This window comes from Streptomyces sp. 840.1, from assembly GCF_003751445.1.
Lineage (GTDB): Bacteria > Actinomycetota > Actinomycetes > Streptomycetales > Streptomycetaceae > Streptomyces.
Window position 1 is genome coordinate 1,368,342 of record NZ_RJUU01000002.1, and the last position, 17,541, is coordinate 1,385,882.

At 71.7% G+C, this 17,541-nt stretch carries 16 protein-coding genes; 11 read left to right on the plus strand and 5 right to left on the minus strand.

Going from position 1 to position 17,541, the window contains the following annotated elements; genetic code table 11:
* Window positions 1–56: 56 nt before the first annotated feature.
* Complete coding sequence (locus tag EDD93_RS32200; protein ID WP_123529198.1) at window positions 57–1,697, plus strand: MFS transporter; 1,641 nt, start codon at window positions 57–59, stop codon at window positions 1,695–1,697.
* 49 nt (window positions 1,698–1,746) lie between these two features.
* Here the strand turns inward: EDD93_RS32200 and EDD93_RS32205 are convergent, their stop codons facing one another.
* A complete protein-coding gene (locus tag EDD93_RS32205; RefSeq protein ID WP_123529200.1) occupies window positions 1,747–2,403 on the minus strand; it encodes a bifunctional 2-polyprenyl-6-hydroxyphenol methylase/3-demethylubiquinol 3-O-methyltransferase UbiG in 657 nt (218 codons plus the stop codon).
* A gap of 70 nt (window positions 2,404–2,473) precedes the next feature.
* Window positions 2,474–3,250, minus strand: coding sequence for an IclR family transcriptional regulator (locus tag EDD93_RS32210; protein ID WP_123529202.1), 777 nt, complete (start codon window positions 3,248–3,250; stop codon window positions 2,474–2,476).
* A 217-nt stretch (window positions 3,251–3,467) separates the two neighbouring features.
* Between EDD93_RS32210 and EDD93_RS32215 the strand changes: the two genes are divergently transcribed.
* The 5 genes from EDD93_RS32215 to EDD93_RS32230 all read left to right on the plus strand — a co-directional run bounded on the left by EDD93_RS32215 (window position 3,468) and on the right by EDD93_RS32230 (window position 8,303).
* Complete coding sequence (locus EDD93_RS32215; protein ID WP_123529204.1) at window positions 3,468–5,105, plus strand: OPT/YSL family transporter; 1,638 nt, start codon at window positions 3,468–3,470, stop codon at window positions 5,103–5,105.
* 99 nt (window positions 5,106–5,204) lie between these two features.
* Entirely contained in the window at window positions 5,205–6,269 is a 1,065-nt protein-coding gene (locus tag EDD93_RS32220; RefSeq protein ID WP_123529206.1) for a DUF917 family protein, read from the plus strand.
* Between the two features lie 443 nt (window positions 6,270–6,712).
* Window positions 6,713–6,874 (plus strand): hypothetical protein, encoded by a 162-nt coding sequence (locus EDD93_RS39765; protein ID WP_185092598.1) that lies wholly within the window; start codon window positions 6,713–6,715, stop codon window positions 6,872–6,874.
* Window positions 6,871–7,440 (plus strand): sigma-70 family RNA polymerase sigma factor, encoded by a 570-nt coding sequence (locus EDD93_RS32225; protein WP_260256020.1) that lies wholly within the window; start codon window positions 6,871–6,873, stop codon window positions 7,438–7,440. Before EDD93_RS39765 ends, EDD93_RS32225 begins: the two co-directional genes overlap by 4 nt.
* Window positions 7,437–8,303, plus strand: coding sequence for a hypothetical protein (locus EDD93_RS32230; RefSeq protein WP_123529208.1), 867 nt, complete (start codon window positions 7,437–7,439; stop codon window positions 8,301–8,303). The genes EDD93_RS32225 and EDD93_RS32230 overlap by 4 nt, the downstream gene beginning before the upstream one ends.
* 52 nt (window positions 8,304–8,355) lie before the next feature.
* On the opposite strand, the gene EDD93_RS32235 is transcribed toward EDD93_RS32230, so the two are convergent.
* The 3 genes from EDD93_RS32235 to EDD93_RS32245 all read right to left on the minus strand — a co-directional run bounded on the left by EDD93_RS32235 (window position 8,356) and on the right by EDD93_RS32245 (window position 10,994).
* Window positions 8,356–9,294 carry a carbohydrate kinase gene (locus EDD93_RS32235; RefSeq protein WP_123529210.1) on the minus strand — a complete coding sequence of 313 codons (939 nt, stop codon included), beginning with the start codon at window positions 9,292–9,294 and terminating at the stop codon, window positions 8,356–8,358.
* A 42-nt stretch (window positions 9,295–9,336) separates the two neighbouring features.
* Window positions 9,337–10,089, minus strand: a complete 753-nt coding sequence (locus tag EDD93_RS32240) for a YqjF family protein (RefSeq protein WP_123529212.1) — start codon at window positions 10,087–10,089, stop codon at window positions 9,337–9,339.
* A gap of 155 nt (window positions 10,090–10,244) precedes the next feature.
* Complete coding sequence (locus EDD93_RS32245; protein WP_123529214.1) at window positions 10,245–10,994, minus strand: dienelactone hydrolase family protein; 750 nt, start codon at window positions 10,992–10,994, stop codon at window positions 10,245–10,247.
* Window positions 10,995–11,385: 391 nt separating this feature from the next.
* On the opposite strand from EDD93_RS32245, the gene EDD93_RS32250 reads away from it, so the two are divergent.
* The 5 genes from EDD93_RS32250 to EDD93_RS32270 all read left to right on the plus strand — a co-directional run bounded on the left by EDD93_RS32250 (window position 11,386) and on the right by EDD93_RS32270 (window position 17,450).
* Window positions 11,386–12,045: an MSMEG_1061 family FMN-dependent PPOX-type flavoprotein gene (locus tag EDD93_RS32250; protein WP_123529216.1), complete on the plus strand. Its 660-nt coding sequence runs from the start codon at window positions 11,386–11,388 to the stop codon at window positions 12,043–12,045.
* Window positions 12,046–12,218: 173 nt separating this feature from the next.
* Window positions 12,219–13,019 carry an SAM-dependent methyltransferase gene (locus tag EDD93_RS32255; RefSeq protein WP_123529218.1) on the plus strand — a complete coding sequence of 267 codons (801 nt, stop codon included), beginning with the start codon at window positions 12,219–12,221 and terminating at the stop codon, window positions 13,017–13,019.
* Between the two features lie 586 nt (window positions 13,020–13,605).
* Window positions 13,606–15,435, plus strand: a complete 1,830-nt coding sequence (locus EDD93_RS32260) for a right-handed parallel beta-helix repeat-containing protein (protein WP_123529220.1) — start codon at window positions 13,606–13,608, stop codon at window positions 15,433–15,435.
* Between the two features lie 276 nt (window positions 15,436–15,711).
* Window positions 15,712–16,368, plus strand: coding sequence for a ThuA domain-containing protein (locus tag EDD93_RS32265; protein WP_123529222.1), 657 nt, complete (start codon window positions 15,712–15,714; stop codon window positions 16,366–16,368).
* A complete protein-coding gene (locus EDD93_RS32270) occupies window positions 16,353–17,450 on the plus strand; it encodes a Gfo/Idh/MocA family protein (RefSeq protein WP_123529224.1) in 1,098 nt (365 codons plus the stop codon). Before EDD93_RS32265 ends, EDD93_RS32270 begins: the two co-directional genes overlap by 16 nt.
* Window positions 17,451–17,541 lie beyond the last annotated feature (91 nt).

Below are 17,541 nucleotides of genomic sequence, written 5' to 3' on the forward strand. Positions count from 1 at the left end.
CCTCCCGCTGGTCCGCCCGGCGTGCGCGGGCGGACGGGCGCGGAGAACATGAGGCCATGAGCAACTCGGCGCCGCAGGCGCAGGGGCCGGGCCGGCCCGCGAGGGCCGGGGCGAGCGGGCCGCCGAACCAGACGCTGGCACTGGCCGCGATGATGTTCGCCGTGTCGATGACGTTCATCGACCAGACCATCGTGGCGATCGCCGCACCGGACATCATCCACGAGCTGGGACTCACCTCCTCGCAGATGCAGTGGGTCGTCAACGCCTACCTGCTCACGCTCGCCGCGTTCTTCGCGCTCGGCGGCCGGCTGTCCGACATCTACGGCCACCGCCGCGTCATGCTCATCGGCACCCTCGTCTTCGTCATCGCCTCGGCCCTCTGCGGCGCCGTACCGACGGGGGAGTACGCCCAGGCGTGGCTGATCGGGTTCCGGGCGATCCAGGGCTTCGGCGCGGCTCTGATGTTCCCGGCGGCGCTCGCCGTGGTCATCGCGGTGTTCCCGGTGGAACGGCGCGGGCGCGCGCTGGCGCTGTTCTTCGGCGTCTCGGGCGGGCTCACGGCCATCGGTCCGCTGCTCGGCGGCTGGCTCACCGAATGGACCTGGCGTGCCATCTTCTGGATCAACGTGCCCGTCGCCGTCGTCGCGATCGTCCTGGCCCTGCTCGCGCACATCCCCGAGAGCTCGAACCGGGAACCGCTGGACGTGCCGGGCACCGTGCTGATGGCGCTCGGCATGGGGCTGACCGTGCTGGGGCTCCAGCAGTCCGTGACCTGGGGCTGGGACGCCTGGCCGACCTGGACCTGCATCGTGGTGGGGCTCGTGGTCCTGGCCTTCTTCTGCCGCTTCGAACTGGGCCGGCGCCACCCGCTCGTGAGACTCCAGGTGTTCCGGGACCGGGCCTTCGCCGTCGACATGCTCGTGCTGTTCTTCGCCATGACGGCCTTCGTGCCGGTGCTGTTCTTCGCCTCGGTGTACGCCCAGGTCTCCCTCAGCGCTTCACCCAACCAGGCGGCGCTCTACCTGCTCTACTTCTTCGTGGGGTTCGCCCTCGCCTCCCAGTGGGGCGGCCGCATCCTGGACAAGCGCGGCGCGCGCCCGGCACTGAGGACCGGTGCCGCGCTCGGCGCGGTCGGCTTCGCGCTGTGGGCCGCCAAGCTGACGACGCTCTCGATGCACGACCAGTGGCCGTACGCGGCACTCGCGGGCGCCGGCATCGGCTTCCTGCTCGCGCCCGCCTCGACCGACGCCGTCAACCGGTCGATCGGCGCCTCCTACGGCGAGGTCACCGGCATCACGCAGACCGTGCGCAACTTCGCCGCCAGCATCGGCCTCGCGGTGTTCGGCACCGTGCTGACGCACGTCACGGTCAACCGGGTCGCCGAGACGCTGCGGGGCGAGGGCGTGCCGTCCGGCCCCGCCCGCACCGCCGCCCGGCACATCGCCGAGGCCGTCACCGGGAACGCGGACGCGCGACAGCCCACGGGAGGCGGCAGGGCCGCCGAACTCACCCGGGAGTCGATGCAGGCCGTCAGGGTGGACTTCGCCGAGGCGAACCAGTGGGTGTTCTACTCCATGGCCGGCGCACTCGTGCTCGCCTTCATCTGCTCGCTGTGGCACCCGGGCACACGCGTGACCGGTGACGCCGCGCCCCCCGGGGAGCCGGCGCCGCATCCGCCGGAGCGCCGGGCGTACTGATCACGAGCGTTGTCGGCGGGGGGACTTGATCCCCCGCGTGGTGCGCGCGTCAGTTCCGGTGCCAGACCAAGGTGTACCGCCAGAAGACTCTGCGGCGCAGCCGCGCACCGGGCAGCACCCGCCCGGCCTCACCGACGATGCAGGCGAAGCTCATCGTCGCGGGGCGGGTCGGCGCGGTCATCGATTCCGGCCGTGCCGCCCTGCGCCCCCGGTTCTTGATCCAGGCCATGACGACGTTCAGCGCGACGGCCGCCACGCCGAGCAGCCGGTCGCCGGTCGACCGCGCCGCGGCGAGCCCCACGACAACCAGCGTCCCGCCCGGTGCCAGATGCCGCCGGAACTCCTCGAGTGCCTCGGTGAACGGCAGATGGTGGATGGCGGCGACGCACGTGATCACGTCGTAGGAACCGGACGGTATGTCAGTGAGCGCGTCTCCGACGGTGAACGCCACGGGCGCGGCGGGCGCGGTGAGTTCACGTGCCCGAGCGACGATCGTGGCGTCAGCGTCCAGACCCCGCACGGATTCGGCGCGCGTTGCCAGCAGCCGGGCCAGGTCCCCGCTGCCCGATCCGATGTCGAGGGCCGCGCCGAAGCGCTTCGGGACCTGCCGCATGATCCACCGGTGGTAGTGGGCGTTGTGGTCCCACGGGCGGGCGGCGTGGAACCGTTCCAGTGCCTTGAGGAGACGGGGCTGCGGTGTCGTCATGCCGACACTCCATCATCAACTCCGTCACCCGAGGCCGGCAGGTGCGCCGGGCGGGTGCCGGGCGGGACCGTCAGCCGTCGGCCGCGGTGAACCCCAGCCAGTACGGATCACCGATCCGCTTGCCGACGCGCAGTGCCGCGTCCCGCACCGCCCGGCCGAAGCGCTCCGGCATGCCCTCGCGCAGCTCCTGGGCGGGGAGCGCGATGCCGATCCCGAAGATCTGGCCCGTGTCACGGTCCAGGACGGCGCCCGAGACGCCGGCCACGCCCGGGACGTACTCGCCCAGTGAGAACTCCCACCCGTCGGCCCGGACCCTGGCCAGCTGCGCGAGCAGCTCCGCCCGGGTCTTCGGCGCCTGCCCCACGCTGTGTTCGAGGCGGTCGTCGACGAGCCGGGTGACCTGGGCGTCCTCCAGGCGGGCCAGCAGGGCCCGGCCCATCGAACTGGCGTACGCGGGCGCCCGGGTGCCCGCCGGGGTGTAGGCGTGGAGGGAGCCGATGGCGCTGACGCGCATGTGCAGTACGAGCGACTCGCTGCCGTCCAGGACGTCCACGTAGCCGGTGTACCCGGTGTCGGCCACCAGCCGGGCGGCCTCCTCCTCCAGCAGCGAGACCGTGCCGCGCGAGGCGCGGAAGTGGTACGACGCCTCCATGATCAGTTCGCCGGGGCGGTAGGCGCGGGTGAGCGGGTCGCGCTCCAGGAAGCCGTACTCGGCCATCATGCTCAGCGTCCGCGACACCGAACTCTTGGGAAGCCCGAGTTCACCGGCCACGTCGGTGACGGTGACATCGCGCCGCAGGCGGGCCATGAGACGCAGGACGTCCCGGGCGTTGGCGAGTGTGCTCACCGTCTTCCTCCCTCTCCGGCCTCCCCGGCCGTGTCGCGTCCGATGGTATGCGGCCCCGGGGCCGGGGCCGGCCCGCCCACATTCTGAGACTTCTTGACGGCGGGGCCCCTTCGATCCGATGATCCATGGGTAGTCCAGATAATAGGACTCGGTTCCATATTTTAGAACTTCAGTGGCCGGAGCCCATCGCCTCCGCACCGGCCCGTCAGGAGCACCCATGAGCCACGACGCCGACAGCGCCGCGTCGCCCGGGACGACGACCCGCGTCGAACGGCTCGCGGCCTCCCCGCGACGCCATCCGCGCGCCCTCGCACCGGGCAATCTGATCCTCACCGTGGTGCTCAGCCTCTTCGGCGCCGTCGTCGGCATGCAGCTGCTCGCCACGCTGGGCATCACGCCCAGCACCTCACTGGTCGGGGCGCTCGCCGCGATGACGCTGGCCCGCGTCCCGTTGGCCGTCTTCCGGGGCTACCGCTCGGTGCACGCCCAGAACCTCGCCCAGACCAGCATCTCCTCGGCGACGTTCGGCGCCGCGAACAGCCTGTTCCTGCCGATCGGCATCCCGTTCCTGTTCGGGCTGCCCGACATGGTGCTGCCCATGCTGATCGGGGTGGCCGCCGCGATGCTGGTGGACGCCTGGCTGCTGTACCGCCTCTTCGACACCCCCGCCTTCCCCGCGGACAACCCGTGGCCGCCCGGCATCGCCGCGGCCGAGGCCATCAAGGCGGGCGACGGGGGCGGCCGCCGTGCCAAGGTGCTCGGGGCCGGTCTGCTGGCCGGGGCGCTCGGATCCGCCCTCTCGCTGCCGATGTCGGCCTTCGGCGTCGCCCTGATCGGCGGACTCGGCGCGATGATCGCGTTCGGCGTGGGCCTGCTGACCAGCTCGTATGCGGACAGCCTGACCGGCGTCGACCTCAACTCGGTCTACCTGCCGCACGGCATGATGATCGGCGCCGGTGTGGTCGCCCTCTTCCAGGTGGGGCGTGTCGTCCTCGACGGCCGTACCGGGAAGGCGGCCACGACGACCGCCACCGGCCCGGACCCCGGCCGCCGCCCCGGCCGTTCACTGGGCATCGGCGGCGGCGCCTACCTCGTCATCGCCCTGCTGCTGACCCTGGGCACCGGCATCGCCACCCACATGAGCCCCGGCATGCTGATCGGGTTCATCGTGTACGCGACCGCGGCCGCCTTCGTCCACGAGCTGCTGGTCGGCATCGCCGCCATGCACGCGGGCTGGTTCCCGGCCTTCGCCGTCGCCCTGATCACCGTCCTGCTCGGCATCCTCATCGGATTCCCGCCGGAGGCTCTCGTGGTCCTGGCCGGCTTCACCGCCGCCACCGGACCGGCCTTCGCCGACATGGGCTACGACCTCAAGACCGGACACCTGCTGCGCGACGGCGACGGTCCCGCCTTCGACCTGGAGGGCCGCCGCCAGCAGCTGATCGCGGCCATGATCGGCTTCGGTGTGGCGGTGGTCGTGGTCCTTGTCTCGTACCGGATGTTCTTCGACAACGGGAAGGTGCCGCCCATCGACGCGGCCTACGTCGCCGCGATCAAGGCCGGCCCCTCCATGGCGACCGCCCGCGATCTCGCCCTGTGGGCGATTCCCGGCGCCCTGGTGCAGTTCCTGGGCGGACCGCGCCGCCAGCTCGGCATCCTGCTGGCCACCGGTCTGCTGATCACCACGCCCATGGCGGGCTGGATGGTCGCGGCCGGCCTGGTCTGCCGGCTGCTGGCGCCGCGGGTGCTCGGCCCGCGCGTGAGAGAAGACCTGGAGGTCTTCGCCGGCGGCGCCATCGCCGGAGACGCCCTCTACTCCTTCGGCCACGGCGCGTTCGACGCCCTGCGCAAGTAGACGCCCCGCACGAGCGGCGGCCGGCCCGCCCGCTCGACCAGCCCCCCCCGCCTCAGAGAACTCGACCAGCCCCCCACTTCAGAGAAGAAGAGAAGAAACGTGAAGCGACAGCTGACCCAGGAAGACATCCGCGCGGCCGTGTACGGCGGCGCCGTGCTCGGCGGGGGCGGCGGCGGATTCGTCGGGCGCGGGCTGCGCACCGCTGAACTCGCCCTCCAGGTGGGTGCGCCGGAGCTGTGGACCGCCGACGAGTTCGCGCCCGAGGACCTCACCGCCACCGTCGCCCTGGTGGGTGCGCCCGCCGCGGCCGACCCGCTGGTGCTGCCCACGCATCTGCTGCGCGCCCTGGAGCTGCTGCGCCGCGACCTGCCGCGCCCGCTCGCCGCGATCCACACGAACGAGAACGGCGCCGAGACCACCATCAACGGCTGGTTCCACTCCGCGATGACCGGCCTGCCCGTCATCGACCTGGCCTGCAACGGGCGCGCCCACCCCTCCAGCGTGATGGGCGCGATGGGACTTCACCAGGAGGACGGATACCGCTCCGTGCAGGGCTACGCGGGCGGCAGGCCGCACACGTACGTCGAGGGCGCCGTCGCCGGCGGCCTGGAGGCCACCTCGTCCGTGGTCCGGCGCGCGTCGGTGGAGGCCGGCGGCTGGGTGGGCGTCGCCCGGAACGCGATCGAGGTCGGTTACGCCACGGCGCACGGCGCGCCAGGCGCGATCGGCTTCGCCATCGGGCTCGGCCACCGCTTCCTGGCCGAGGGCCCGGCCGGCGCGGCGCTCCACCTGGGCGGCGAGCTCGTCGCCACCGGCACGGTCCGCGAGTACCGCTGCGAACAGCGCGAGGGCCTGGACGTCGGCGTCGCCGTGCTGGACGACGCCGAGGGCACCACCCTGCACTTCGTCAACGAGTACATGACGCTGGAACTCGGCGGCGAGCGCAGGGCCGCGTTCCCGGACCTGATCACGACGTTCGACGCCGACGGCGCGCCGCTGGCCTCCGCCGACGTCGCGGTCGGCAGCCGGCTCAGTGTGCTGTACGCGCCGGCCGAGAACCTGCTCCTCTCGTCGACGATGCACATGCCCGAGGTCTACACCCCGGTCGAGGAACTGCTTGGCTTCTCCTTCGCGCCGGGGGCCAGGACCCCGGCCCATGCCTGAGGCCCGAACCCCGAGCCCTGCGCCCCGAGCCCCGGAACCGTTCCTGGCCCGCCGGCCGCGACGTAGCCACGGAGCGGTGGGCGTGGCGTCGCACAGGCTCGCGCCGAAGCTCTCGAGTTTCTGCGGGGCTGGGTGCACTCTCTGTGAGCTGAGTCACGGTCAGTGTTTGCTGGATTCGCGCAAATTCACGCAAAGTGGCGCTCGTGGGGTGTGTGCGCTGGTCGCGGTGGTGCCCCGCGCGTGACGTGGGGCGGCTGGTGACGCCGGATGAGCAAGAGGGAACATCCGTGCGTCACCGGTTCCGCCGATCCGTCACTTTCTCCGAATTGCCCCTGCACACTTGTTCGTTGCCAGGTGTTGTTGAGAGTGAAGGGCGCACGACCCGCGCACTTCCCGGGCTCGATGAAGCGCCCGGCTCTTCGCACGAACAGAGGCTCGCGCCTGTGACGATCCACCTCGTAGGTGACCTGATGATCCTGGCGGTCACGATCCGCGTCTTCGGCAAGGACGCCCGCACCCTGCTGCGCCATCTGGCGGCCGCAGGAGTCCAGGCCGGGGTGAGCGAGTTGAACCGCCGTCCCCGCGACGGGAAGGAAGGCCGGTGACCGAAAACCGAAGCCGCACCCGTCCGGACACCGATCCGATGACGCAGCAGTTCCCCGACCTCTCCTTCACCGCCTTCCACCAGATGAACCGTCCGCGCTACGTTCACTACGCCGAGACCTTCCTGCACAACCGCCACGATGCCGAGGAAGCCATCGACAGCGCCTTCGAGCAGCTTCTGCGCACCTGGGACAAGGTCCTGCTCGTCGAGAACCCGGCCGGTTACGCGTGGACCGTCATGCGCAACAAGGTCAACGACCACAGCCGCGCCCGCAGGCGCCGGCCCCCGCTCCTGGACGAGGAGGCCTTCAACACCGTCGCCCTGCGCGACGCCGTCGACCCGTACGGACAGATCACCGAGTCCCTCGCCCTCATGAGGGCCATGCGGCAGCTCACCGAGCGGCAGCTCGACGTCATGGTGATGACCTGCCTCCACGGGCTGAACGCACCCGAAGTGGCCGACGTACTCGGCATCACCAGCGCCACCGTCCGCTCCACGGTCCGGCACGCCACGCGCCGGCTGCGGGACATCCTGGGACCGGACCGCGCCATGGAAGGGCGACGATGACACGCCACATCACGGAGTTCCTCTCCCGCGCACGCCTCGTCACCACGCCCTACACCCAGGACGACATCAACGCGGCCGAGACCCGCCTGCTCGCCCGCCTCCACACGGCCGGACCGTCCCCCGCCCCGCCGTCACCAGCCGTTCCCGCGCCGGAGGCGCCCGGCGAGCACGAAGCGGCCCAGAACCTGCAGACCCTCTGCGAAACCGTCGTCACCCGCAACACCGCCCTCAGCACCCTGGACGCCTTCCTCACCCCCCAGCTCCCCGAACCCCCGGGCGCACGGGTCCTGGGCTGCATCCTCCAGCTCGCCGAATCCGAGGAGAACGCCCGCTTCTGGTGGCAGTACGCGGCCGGCGCCGGCGACCCCGCCGCCTCCTACTGCCTCTACCTCCACCACCTCGCACTCGGTGAGTACGGCGAAGCCCGCTGGTGGTACGAACAGACCGAGCAGATCCAGAGCGCGCCCCCCTCCACCGACGACTCCACCGACGCCGCGCCGGACGTCACCGCCGACGACGTGCCCGGCGTCGTCACCGACGCGCTCAACGCCGTGACGACCACCGATGCCAGCCTGCTGCCCACGGCGCTGCGCATCCTCGGCGCGCTCAAGACCGAACCGGCCCCGGTGCCCGCCATGGTCGGGGCCGTGCTGGACTACGTACCGGCGGCCGTCGGGCACATAGACGACTTCGAACTGCCCCTGCCCGCACCCGGATTCACCGACCACATCCGAAGCCTCACTGCCAGCAGCGCGCCCGCCCCGGGACGGCCCTCCGTTCGCAACCGGCTCCAGCCCCGCCCCAAGCCCACCCGGCCGCTCATCGCCGCGGCCCGCCGCGAACCCAAGCGGTGCTGGGGGTAGGGGCAGGCAGAGCCTGCGCGGCACCCGCCTCCGGCCCGCGCCGGCCCCCGCGTCAGCGGCCGGTCCCGCCGAGCGCCGAGGCGAGTTCCGCCGCGTCGGGCGGGTTGGCGCCGGCCCTCGCGACGGTCACGGCCGCCGAGGCCGCCGCATGGCGCAGGACGTCGGTGACCGTGGCCCGGTCCACCGAACGGAGCCGCTCCCGCCCGTCCGCACCGAGCAGCCCGTGCGCGTCGAGCGCGTGCAGAGTGCCCGACATGAACGCGTCCCCGGCCCCCACCGTGTCCACGATGTCGACGGGCGGTGCGCCGACCGGCACCCGGCCGTCGGGCAGCACCGCCAGGGCCCCGTCGCCGCCCCGGGTGACCAGCACGAGGGCCGGGCCGGTGGCGAGCCACCGCTCGGCGACCCGCTCCGGGGCCTGGCCCGGGTACAGCCATTCCAGGTCCTCGTCGCTGGCCTTGACCACATCGCTGAGCGCGACACAGCTCTCGACCCTGCGCACGGCGGCCTCGTGGTCCCCCATCAGCTCCGGGCGCACGTTGGGGTCGTAGCTGACGGTCGCCGCGGCGCGCAGCGAGTCGACGGCGGCGACGACACCGGTCGCGCCCGGCTCCATCACGGCCGCGACCGAGCCGGTGTGGACGTGCCGGGGCGGCCGCTCCAGGGCGACCGCGCCGAGCGCCCAGGTGATCTCGAAGGTGTAGGCGGCCCGCCCCGCGCCGTCCAGGCTGACGGCTGCGCACGGGGTCGGTGCCGTGGCCCCGTCCGTGCGGACCTCGACCCCGGCCCCGGCGAGATGGGCGCGGATCTGCCGCCCGTAGGCGTCCGGGCCGAGCTGGGTGAGCAGGGTGACGCCGTGTCCGAGCCTGGCCAGGCCGTAGGCGACGTTGGCCGGGCTGCCTCCCGGGTGCACCTGTTCCGCCGCGCCCGGCAGTCGGACGATGTCGGCGACGCATTCGCCGATGACCAGCAGGTCGTTGCTGTCGGGCATGGGGGTGGGCTCTCCTGGGGTGCGGTGACGTGGCCGGCCGGCTCACGGTGTCGGGATTCCCGCCGGCCGGGCAGGGCGGCCGAGGCGGACCGGCACGCCGGGGGAGTACAGGACGCTGACCGGGGCGTCGCGCGGCGCGGGCAGACCGGCCGCTTCGATGAGGTTCTCCTGGCAGACGGTCAGCTCGGCGCGGTGCAGCGGCCACCGGGGGTGATGGTTGGGCAGGTGGGCCACGCCGCCGAAGAAGGCGTTGTGCATGCCCCAGCGTGCCGTGAGGAAGTGCTCCAGCTCCGTGGGCTCCGCGATGCGCTCCCCGACCCGCACCGTGAGCCGGCTGTACGCCCCGCGAGGGCCGGGCAGCCGGCGCGAGCTGGTGTAGGTGACGGTGTCGCCGGCGACGCGCAGGCCCATGCGGGACCACCGGTACGGCAGCCGGAAGCCGATCCGCCCCATGACCGCCGGGATCAGCCGGGCGGCGTCCATCGACAGGAAGACGACTCCGCGCCGCCCGTCCGCGTCGACCGAGTACAGCCGCACGTTGGTCTCGGGGAACGAACCGAGATACGGCACGCCGGGCAGCACGAGCCACCCGACCCGATGCATCCGGAACGCGACGAGGCCGACGTAGGTGACTCCCCGGTACGTGTCGGGCACGGTCCCGGCCGGAAGCAGCCCCGCCACCGCTTCCGGCTCGACGGCCCAGTGGACGAAGCAGAGGTCGAGCCACTGCTGCGTCAACAGCGGGACGCGAATGCGGGCAGGCGCGTCCGGAGTGATGGGGGAGAGCTTCTTCACCGGGCCAGCGTGCCACGGGGCGCCGGGTGCTGTGCCACGGCCGGACCGGTGAATCCCCCCTGCGTCAGTTGATGCGCTCTCGCCGCACGACACATGGCCCGCGCACACCGCCGCTCGTGACGCCCGCTACCGCGGCCCGGACGGGCCGGGGGGCCTCAGCCGCCGGTGAGGGCTTCGCTGAGCAGGGGCAGCAGACGGTCCCAGTGGCGGCGCAGCCCGGAGGCGCTGAAGGCGTCGGTGTCGGACATGGTGAAGCCGTGAGTGGTGCCGGGGTAGATCTCGCTGGTGTGGCTGACACCTGCGGCGTCCAGCGCCTGCTTGAGCTCGCTGAAGGTCTCGGGCGTCATGTCGCCTTCGGCGAGGCCGAGGTGGACCTGGGCGGTTACTTCGGCGAAGCGGTGGTGCGGGCTGTCGGGCGCGCCCGTGACCAGGGCGCCGGGGTGGAATCCGGCGACCGCGGCCACCCGGTCGGGGTGGGCGGCCGCCGTGCGCATCGCGAGCGTACCGCCCATGCAGTAGCCGACCGCGGCCACCGGTCCGGCGCTGACCTCGGGCCGGCCGGTGAGGAACTCCAGGTAGGCGTCGGCGTCGCGCAGGGCGCGCTCGCTCGTGTGCGCCTCGATCAGGGGCATCACCTGGGCGAAGATCGCGGGCCGGGCCTCGGCACCGATGTGCTCGGGCAGTTCGATCACCGGCGCCGGGCCGTGCCGGTAGAAGATGTTGGGCACGAGCACGTAGTACCCGTGCCCGGCCAGTTCGAGGGCCATCTCCTCCAGTACCGGCCGCACGCCGAAGGCGTCCGGGTAGAGCAGCACACCCGGGTGCCGCTCGTCGCTGTCGGGAAAGGCGGCGAGGGCGTCGGCCCGGCCGTCGGCGGTCGGGATCAACAGCGTCTTGGTAGGCAAGTTCTTCCTTCCTCGGACCGGCGCACGCGCGCAGTCGGAGGGTGACGGGGTGGTCCATCCGGATCGGTACCCCTCCTCGCACCGGCCGCAGCCGTAGCCGATCCGCGGGGCGAGGACCTGAACCCGATGGTTCGGGCAGCTGGTTCACTATCGCCAGCAAAGTACAACCGGTACGCCAGCATATGCAATGACCGCTCCGGGGCGGGGCGGCCCGGCATTTGCTGCCGCGCACTGATGCGAGCGACGTGAACGACCTTCACTGGCCAGGAGGCTCCGGCCGCTTCCGGGCCGGGAAGCGGCCGAGGGCGGCAGCCGAGGGTCGCCCCGGCTCTTCCGGCGCTGCCGTAACCGGCCAGGAGTGCCCGCAGGTCCGATCGTTAGGGTCAGCGGCATGACGACATCCCCTGCCGATAGCGCCTTCGACTCGCTCCGTCTCGACGCGGTGCAGGACCGGGACGCGCTGCGCCGGGCGTACGCACTCCCCAGCGAGGCGGCCGTACGCAAGCAGATGAGCGAACTCACCGACAAAGCGCGTCAGTTGATCGGATGCGCGTCGCTGGTCCTCATCGCCAGCGCGGACGCCGACGGCAACTGCGATGTTTCGCCGCGCGGCGGACCCGCCGGATTCGTCACCGTCCTGGACCAGCGGACGGTGGCCATCCCGGACGCGACCGGAAACAAGCGGCTGGACACCCTGCAGAACGTCATCGCCACCGGGCGGGCCGGCCTGCTGTTCGTCATCCCCGGGCGGACGACCACCCTGCGGGTGAACGGCCGGGCCGTCGTCTCCACCCGCCCGGAACTGCTGTCACGGCTGACCGCCGTGGGAAAGCCGCCGGCCAGCGCGCTGGTGCTGGGGATCGACGAGGTCTACCCGCACTGCCCCAAATCGCTTCTGCGCAGCGCGGCGTGGAAGCCGGAGCAGTGGCTGCCGGCGGACGCTCAGCCGGACTCGGCAGAGGTGACGCTGGCCCAACTGCGGATGCCGGAGCTCACGATCGCCGACATCGAGCAGGCGGAGGCGGACTCGCTGAAGTACCGGTACGAGTGACGGACCGGCCCCGTAGTGGATCACCGGCCTGCCGAACTCCCGGTCCGGCGCGGGCCGGCACCGACCGGATCCAAGTCGCACGGGCTGCCGGTAACCAGCGGTGGATCACGGAGGTACGGTGTCCCGTACTTGAGTTCGAGCTGGCTGTGGCGGCCGCACGAGGAGACGACACGATGAACGAGAACACGCTTTCCGCACCGCATCCCACGAGCGCGCATCCCGCCCGCGTGTACAACGTCTGGCTGGGTGGCAAGGACCATTACCTGGTGGACCAGGAGGCCGCGGAGCTCGCCGCCGAGGCCAACCCGACGATCGTGCCGTCGGTCCGGGCCAACCGTGCCTTCCTCGGCCGCGCCGTACGTCACCTCACGAGTGCCGGGGTCCGGCAGTTCCTCGACATCGGCACGGGGATTCCCGCCGCCGCCAACACTCATGAGGTCGCGCAGCAGGCCGCTCCCGAATCGCGTGTCGTCTACGTCGACAACGACCCGATCGTGCTCACCCACGCGCGGGCACTCCTGGTCAGCGGCCCCGAGGGGCAGACCGACTACGTACAGGCCGATGTGCGCGACGTGGACACGATCCTCGAAGCGGCGGCCCGGAACCTGGACCTCGACCAGCCGGTCGGCCTCATGCTCGTGGCGATCCTTCAGTACCTCAAGGACACCGAGGACCCCTGGGACATCACCCGTCGGCTGCTGGACCGCCTTGCCCCGGGCAGCCACCTCGTCCTGTCGCACCCGGCCGCCGACGTCACAGCGCCCGAGGTCGCCGAGTCCATGCGGATCTACAACGAGCGCGCCGCCAGCCACGCATCGGCCACCCCGCGCACGCACGCGGAGGTGCGGCGCTTCTGCGAGGGCCTGGAGATCCTGGAACCGGGGCTCGTCACTCTGACCCGTTGGCGTCCGGGTCCGGCCGACACCCCGGACGACACCCTGCCCATGTGGTGCGCCGTGGCCCGCAAGGCGTAACGAGTCGGCTTCCCGTCTGCAAAAAGCCGGCCGACGTGTCATGCCATGCCAATGCCATGTCGGCCGGCCGGAGCCGGGCCGTCCGAGCGCTCCAGCCGCTCGGCGGCCTCGGCTCGGGGGTGATGCCGGCGCCCCGCCCCATCCGCCGCAGGCTCCGCCTCCGGCCAGGAACCGTACGTACGGTTCCTGGTCCGCGCGCCGTCCGTCTGCCGTCCGGCTCGAATCCTTCGGCGCCGTTGGAGATACCGCAGTAGCGACCTCCGCCGGGCTACGCCTCGCTCCAGGAGCGGGAAGCGACCGCGTTAGTACAGCGTATTGACAAAGCATGGTCCCCGTTCCTAAGTTCGCAGGGCGGCCCCGCTCGACGCTGTGTTTCCTCAACTCCACTTACAGGTAAGTCAGTTGACCTGCCACTGACCAGCACTCAGATGCCGGTCACGTGGTGGAACTCGGTCGTGTCCTGTTGCCGGGTCCACGCAGGCGCCCGTCCGCGCGCGATCGCCCTGCACCGGGAACGCCGCCATTTCGCGGTCCGCTTCCCCGCCCTGTCGCGCATCCCATGGACTACTCCCACACGAGGTGACCCATGCACCGCAGAAGACTTCGAGGAACCTCCCGCCGGCTCGGGGGCATCGCTGCCGTCGTCGCCTGCACGCTGTTCGGCGTACTCCCCGGTTCCGGCGGCCACGCGCAGGCCGCAGCCGGGCCCGACGGCGAGCGGGTAGCGAAGACCGGCGCCACGACGCCTTTCGTGACGGTCGAGGCGGAAGCCGGGACGCTCGGCGGCGCCGCCCGCGTCCGCTCGATCAGCCCCGGGGCGACGGTCCCGGCCTCGGCCTCCCTGGAGACGGAGGCGTCGGGCAACGCGCTGGTGGAGCTGAAGAGCACCGGTGACGCGGTAACGGTGCCGAACGGCTCGGGCAGGAGTGCCAACACCCTCGTGGTGCGCGCCTCGGTCCCCGACGCGCCGAACGGCGGCGGCATCAGCGCGTCGCTGGACGTGTACGTGGACGGCGCGTTCCGTCAGGCGGTCACGCTGAGCTCCGCACAGGCGTGGAACTACCGAGGGGCGACCACGGACCCGGACGACCCCAAGGCGGGCGGTATGCCGTACCGCTTCTACAACGACTTCCCCGTCCGGGTGTCCGGCGCCCCGATCCCGGCAGGCAGCACCGTCACGTTCCGTAAGGGCACGGGCAACACGGCTGCGGTCTACGACATCGACTCCGTCGACCTGGAGGATGTGGGGCCCGCCCGTACCCGGCCGGCGAACTCCCTCTCCGTGGTGAGCGAGGGCGCCGACCCGGAGTTCGGGAAGGACTCCACGGTCGCCATCCAGAACACGGTCGACGCCGCGCGCCGGCAGGGGAAGACGGTCTGGATCCCGAGCGGCAAGTACCTGACGAACAGCCTTGCGTCCACGCCGCTCGACTTCACCGGGGTCACGGTGGAGGGCGCCGGCATGTGGTACTCGACGATCTACCGCAGGAGCCCTCTGCCGGCCACCTCGTGGCGCTCGAAGACCCTGGTGGGGTCGCACACCACGCTGCGCGACATCCAGATCGATTCGAACGCTGTCTGGCGCGGGGTCGGTGGCACCGGCGGCGCGGACTACGGCATCAACGCCAGCGGCGCCGGCGGCTGGCTGGTCCAGCGGATCTGGACGCGCCACACCGACGCGAACTGGCTCTCCGGATCGAACGGCCTCATCGAGAACAGCCGGACCTCGGACGGCTACGGGGACGGGTTCAACATCAACAACGGCAATACGAAGGACCCGGACAAGCTCGGCGACAACATCACCGTCCGCAACAATTTCGCCCGGAATACCGGCGACGACTCCTTCGCGACGTACTCCGACGCGGGCGTGAGCGGGACGAACGGTCAGGTGACAGGCGCGAAGATCCTGAACAACACCGCGATCGCGCCCTGGTGGGCCAACGGCCTGCGAGTCGCGGGAGGCAGGGGAGTAGAGGTTCGCAACAACCTCGTGAACAGCGTGTCCTCCAACAGCGCTCTGGACATCGGGGTGTTCGGGGACACCGGGCACCCCTTGGAGTCCGCCACGATCAGCGGCAACACCCTGATCGGCGGTGGTGGCTGGAACAGTGTGCGGCACGGGGTGCGGATCGGCTCTCCGAACAGCTCCTCGCTGTTCCCCGACGCCTACACCCATGTCACCCTGAGTGACAATGTGATGCGCGGAGCCTTCCGTGCGGGCCTCTTCGTCGACCTGACGCGGGTCGATGTGACGCTGACGAGCAACACCATCGACCACCCGGCGGAGCAGGGAATCCTGATCGGATCCGGTGTCATCGGCACCGGACGGTTCGCGGGCAACACGGTGACGAACCTCCGTCCGGGGCAGGTGGCGCAGCGCAACGACTCACCGTCCACGTTCCGCATCACCGACTGAACACCGCGCCGGCCCGAGACCGGGCCTGTGTCCCGGGGCGCGGGGGATGCGGGCCCCGGCCCCGGGCTGTCGCGCGGCTCTCCGAAGCGTCTTCGACGCACTTCGTAAAGCGTATTGACAAACTATGTTCACCGTTCGTACGTTCTTATCGCACCCAGTCGACGACCGGCCTGATCAGCGGTAACCCCCGCTCCGCCCCGGTCTGTTGGCCGAACTCGCCCAGACCCCTACCGCCGCACCCCGCACGTGCGGCGCCGATGGGAGCGTGCAATCACCTTGACCACCGACACCAGGCGGGCGCTCGTCGTCCGCGGCGGTTGGAACGGGCATCAGCCCGTGACGATCAGCGACGGATTCCTCCCCTTCCTCAAGGAACAGGGGTTCGTCGTCGAGACCTCCGAGGACCTCGCGGTGTACGAGGACGCGGAGAAGCTCGCCGCCACCCATCTCATCGTGCACTGCTGGACGATGGGCACCATCACGCCCGAACAGCGCGAGAACCTCGCCGCAGCCGTACGGGCGGGCACGGGTCTCGCCGGCTGGCACGGCGGCATCGTCGACTGCTTCCACGACCACGGCTACCACCTGCTGACCGGCGGAAAGTTCGTGATGCATCCGCCGGGCTTCCACGACCACACGTACAACTTCGCGCCCGAGCACGCGGATCACCCGGTCATCGCGGGCCTCGACGACTTCTCCGTGCACACCGAGCAGTACTGGGTCCTCACCGACCCGCGCATCGAGGTCCTGGCCACCACCACCTTCCCGGCCGCCGAACCGCACGACGGGCCCGCTGTGATGCCGGCCGTGTGGACCAGGACCTGGGGGGCCGGCCGGGTCTTCGTCTCGACCATCGGGCACAAGCCCGACGACTTCGACGTGCCCCAGGTCCGCGCGCTGACCGAGAGGGGGCTGCTGTGGGCGAGCCGCTGAAGCCCTTGAACATCGGCATCGTCGGCGCGGGGAAGATCAGCGGCGCCTATCTGTCCACGCTGGAGCGGCTGACGTCCGTGCGGCTCACCGCCGTCACCGACCTCGACGCCGCCCGCGCGCGGGCCGTCGTGGAGCAGGCCGGTGACGGGGTCTCCCTCGCGCCGACCGTCGCGGACCTGGTCGCCCGCGACGACGTGGACACCGTCCTCAACCTCACGATCCCGGCCGCGCACGCGGACATCGCCCTGACGGCGCTCGCCGCGGGCAAGCACGTGTACGGCGAGAAGCCCCTCGCCGCGGACCGCAAGGAGGCCGACGCCGTGCTCGCAGCGGCGCGCGCGGCCGGACTGCGGGTCGGCTGCGCGCCCGACACCGTCCTGGGAACCGGGACACAGACCGCGCGCAAGGCCGTCGACGACGGCTTGATCGGCCGGCCGGTCGCGGCCACCGCCTTCATGACGGGCGCGGGCCACGAGAAGTGGCACCCGGATCCCGAGTTCTACTACCGGCCCGGCGGCGGACCGCTGCTCGACATGGGCCCCTACTACCTGTCGGCCCTGGTCCACCTGCTCGGCCCCGTGACCAAGGTGACCGGCGCGTCCTCCCGGCCCCGCGCCGAGCGGACCATCGGCAGCGGGCCCCGCGCCGGGCAGACCTTCCCGGTCGAGGTGGACACCCACATCACCGGGGTCCTGGAGCACGCCGGCGGGGCCCTGTCCACGCTGGTGATGAGCTTCGACGTGCGCGCCGCGCGGCTGCCCCGCATCGAGGTGCACGGCACCGGCGCCTCGCTTTCCGTGCCCGACCCGAACAACTTCGACGGCCCGGTCGAGATCAACCGCGGTGACGGCTGGGACGCGCTGCCCGTGTCGGCCGGCTATCGGGACACGGGGCGCGGGGCGGGCCTGGCGGATCTGGCCGATGCGCTCCACAGCGGTCGCCCGCACCGCGCGTCCGCCGACCTCGCCGCACACGTCCTGGACGTCATGCTCACCCTGATGGACGCGGCCGGCCAGGGCCGCGCGCTGGCAGTGACCACCACCTGCGAGCGCCCCGCACCAGTGGCGGACAGCAGCCCCTGACCGGCGCCGGTCTCACCGACACGGACATCGACATTGACGCCGACGCCGATGCCGCCACCGACAGCAACTCCGACACCGGCCTCGTACCGCG

Excerpts from the sequence above, each read along its gene's own strand:
- EDD93_RS32255 (WP_123529218.1), top strand. The coding sequence starts at position 12,219 with ATGAACGAGAACACGCTTTCCGCACCGCATCCCACGAGCGCGCATCCC.
- EDD93_RS32235 (WP_123529210.1), bottom strand. The coding sequence starts at position 9,294 with ATGCCCGACAGCAACGACCTGCTGGTCATCGGCGAATGCGTCGCCGAC.
- EDD93_RS32200 (WP_123529198.1), top strand. The coding sequence starts at position 57 with ATGAGCAACTCGGCGCCGCAGGCGCAGGGGCCGGGCCGGCCCGCGAGG.
- EDD93_RS32215 (WP_123529204.1), top strand. The coding sequence starts at position 3,468 with ATGAGCCACGACGCCGACAGCGCCGCGTCGCCCGGGACGACGACCCGC.
- EDD93_RS32260 (WP_123529220.1), top strand. The coding sequence starts at position 13,606 with ATGCACCGCAGAAGACTTCGAGGAACCTCCCGCCGGCTCGGGGGCATC.
- EDD93_RS32250 (WP_123529216.1), top strand. The coding sequence starts at position 11,386 with ATGACGACATCCCCTGCCGATAGCGCCTTCGACTCGCTCCGTCTCGAC.
- EDD93_RS32205 (WP_123529200.1), bottom strand. The coding sequence starts at position 2,403 with ATGACGACACCGCAGCCCCGTCTCCTCAAGGCACTGGAACGGTTCCAC.
- EDD93_RS32230 (WP_123529208.1), top strand. The coding sequence starts at position 7,437 with ATGACACGCCACATCACGGAGTTCCTCTCCCGCGCACGCCTCGTCACC.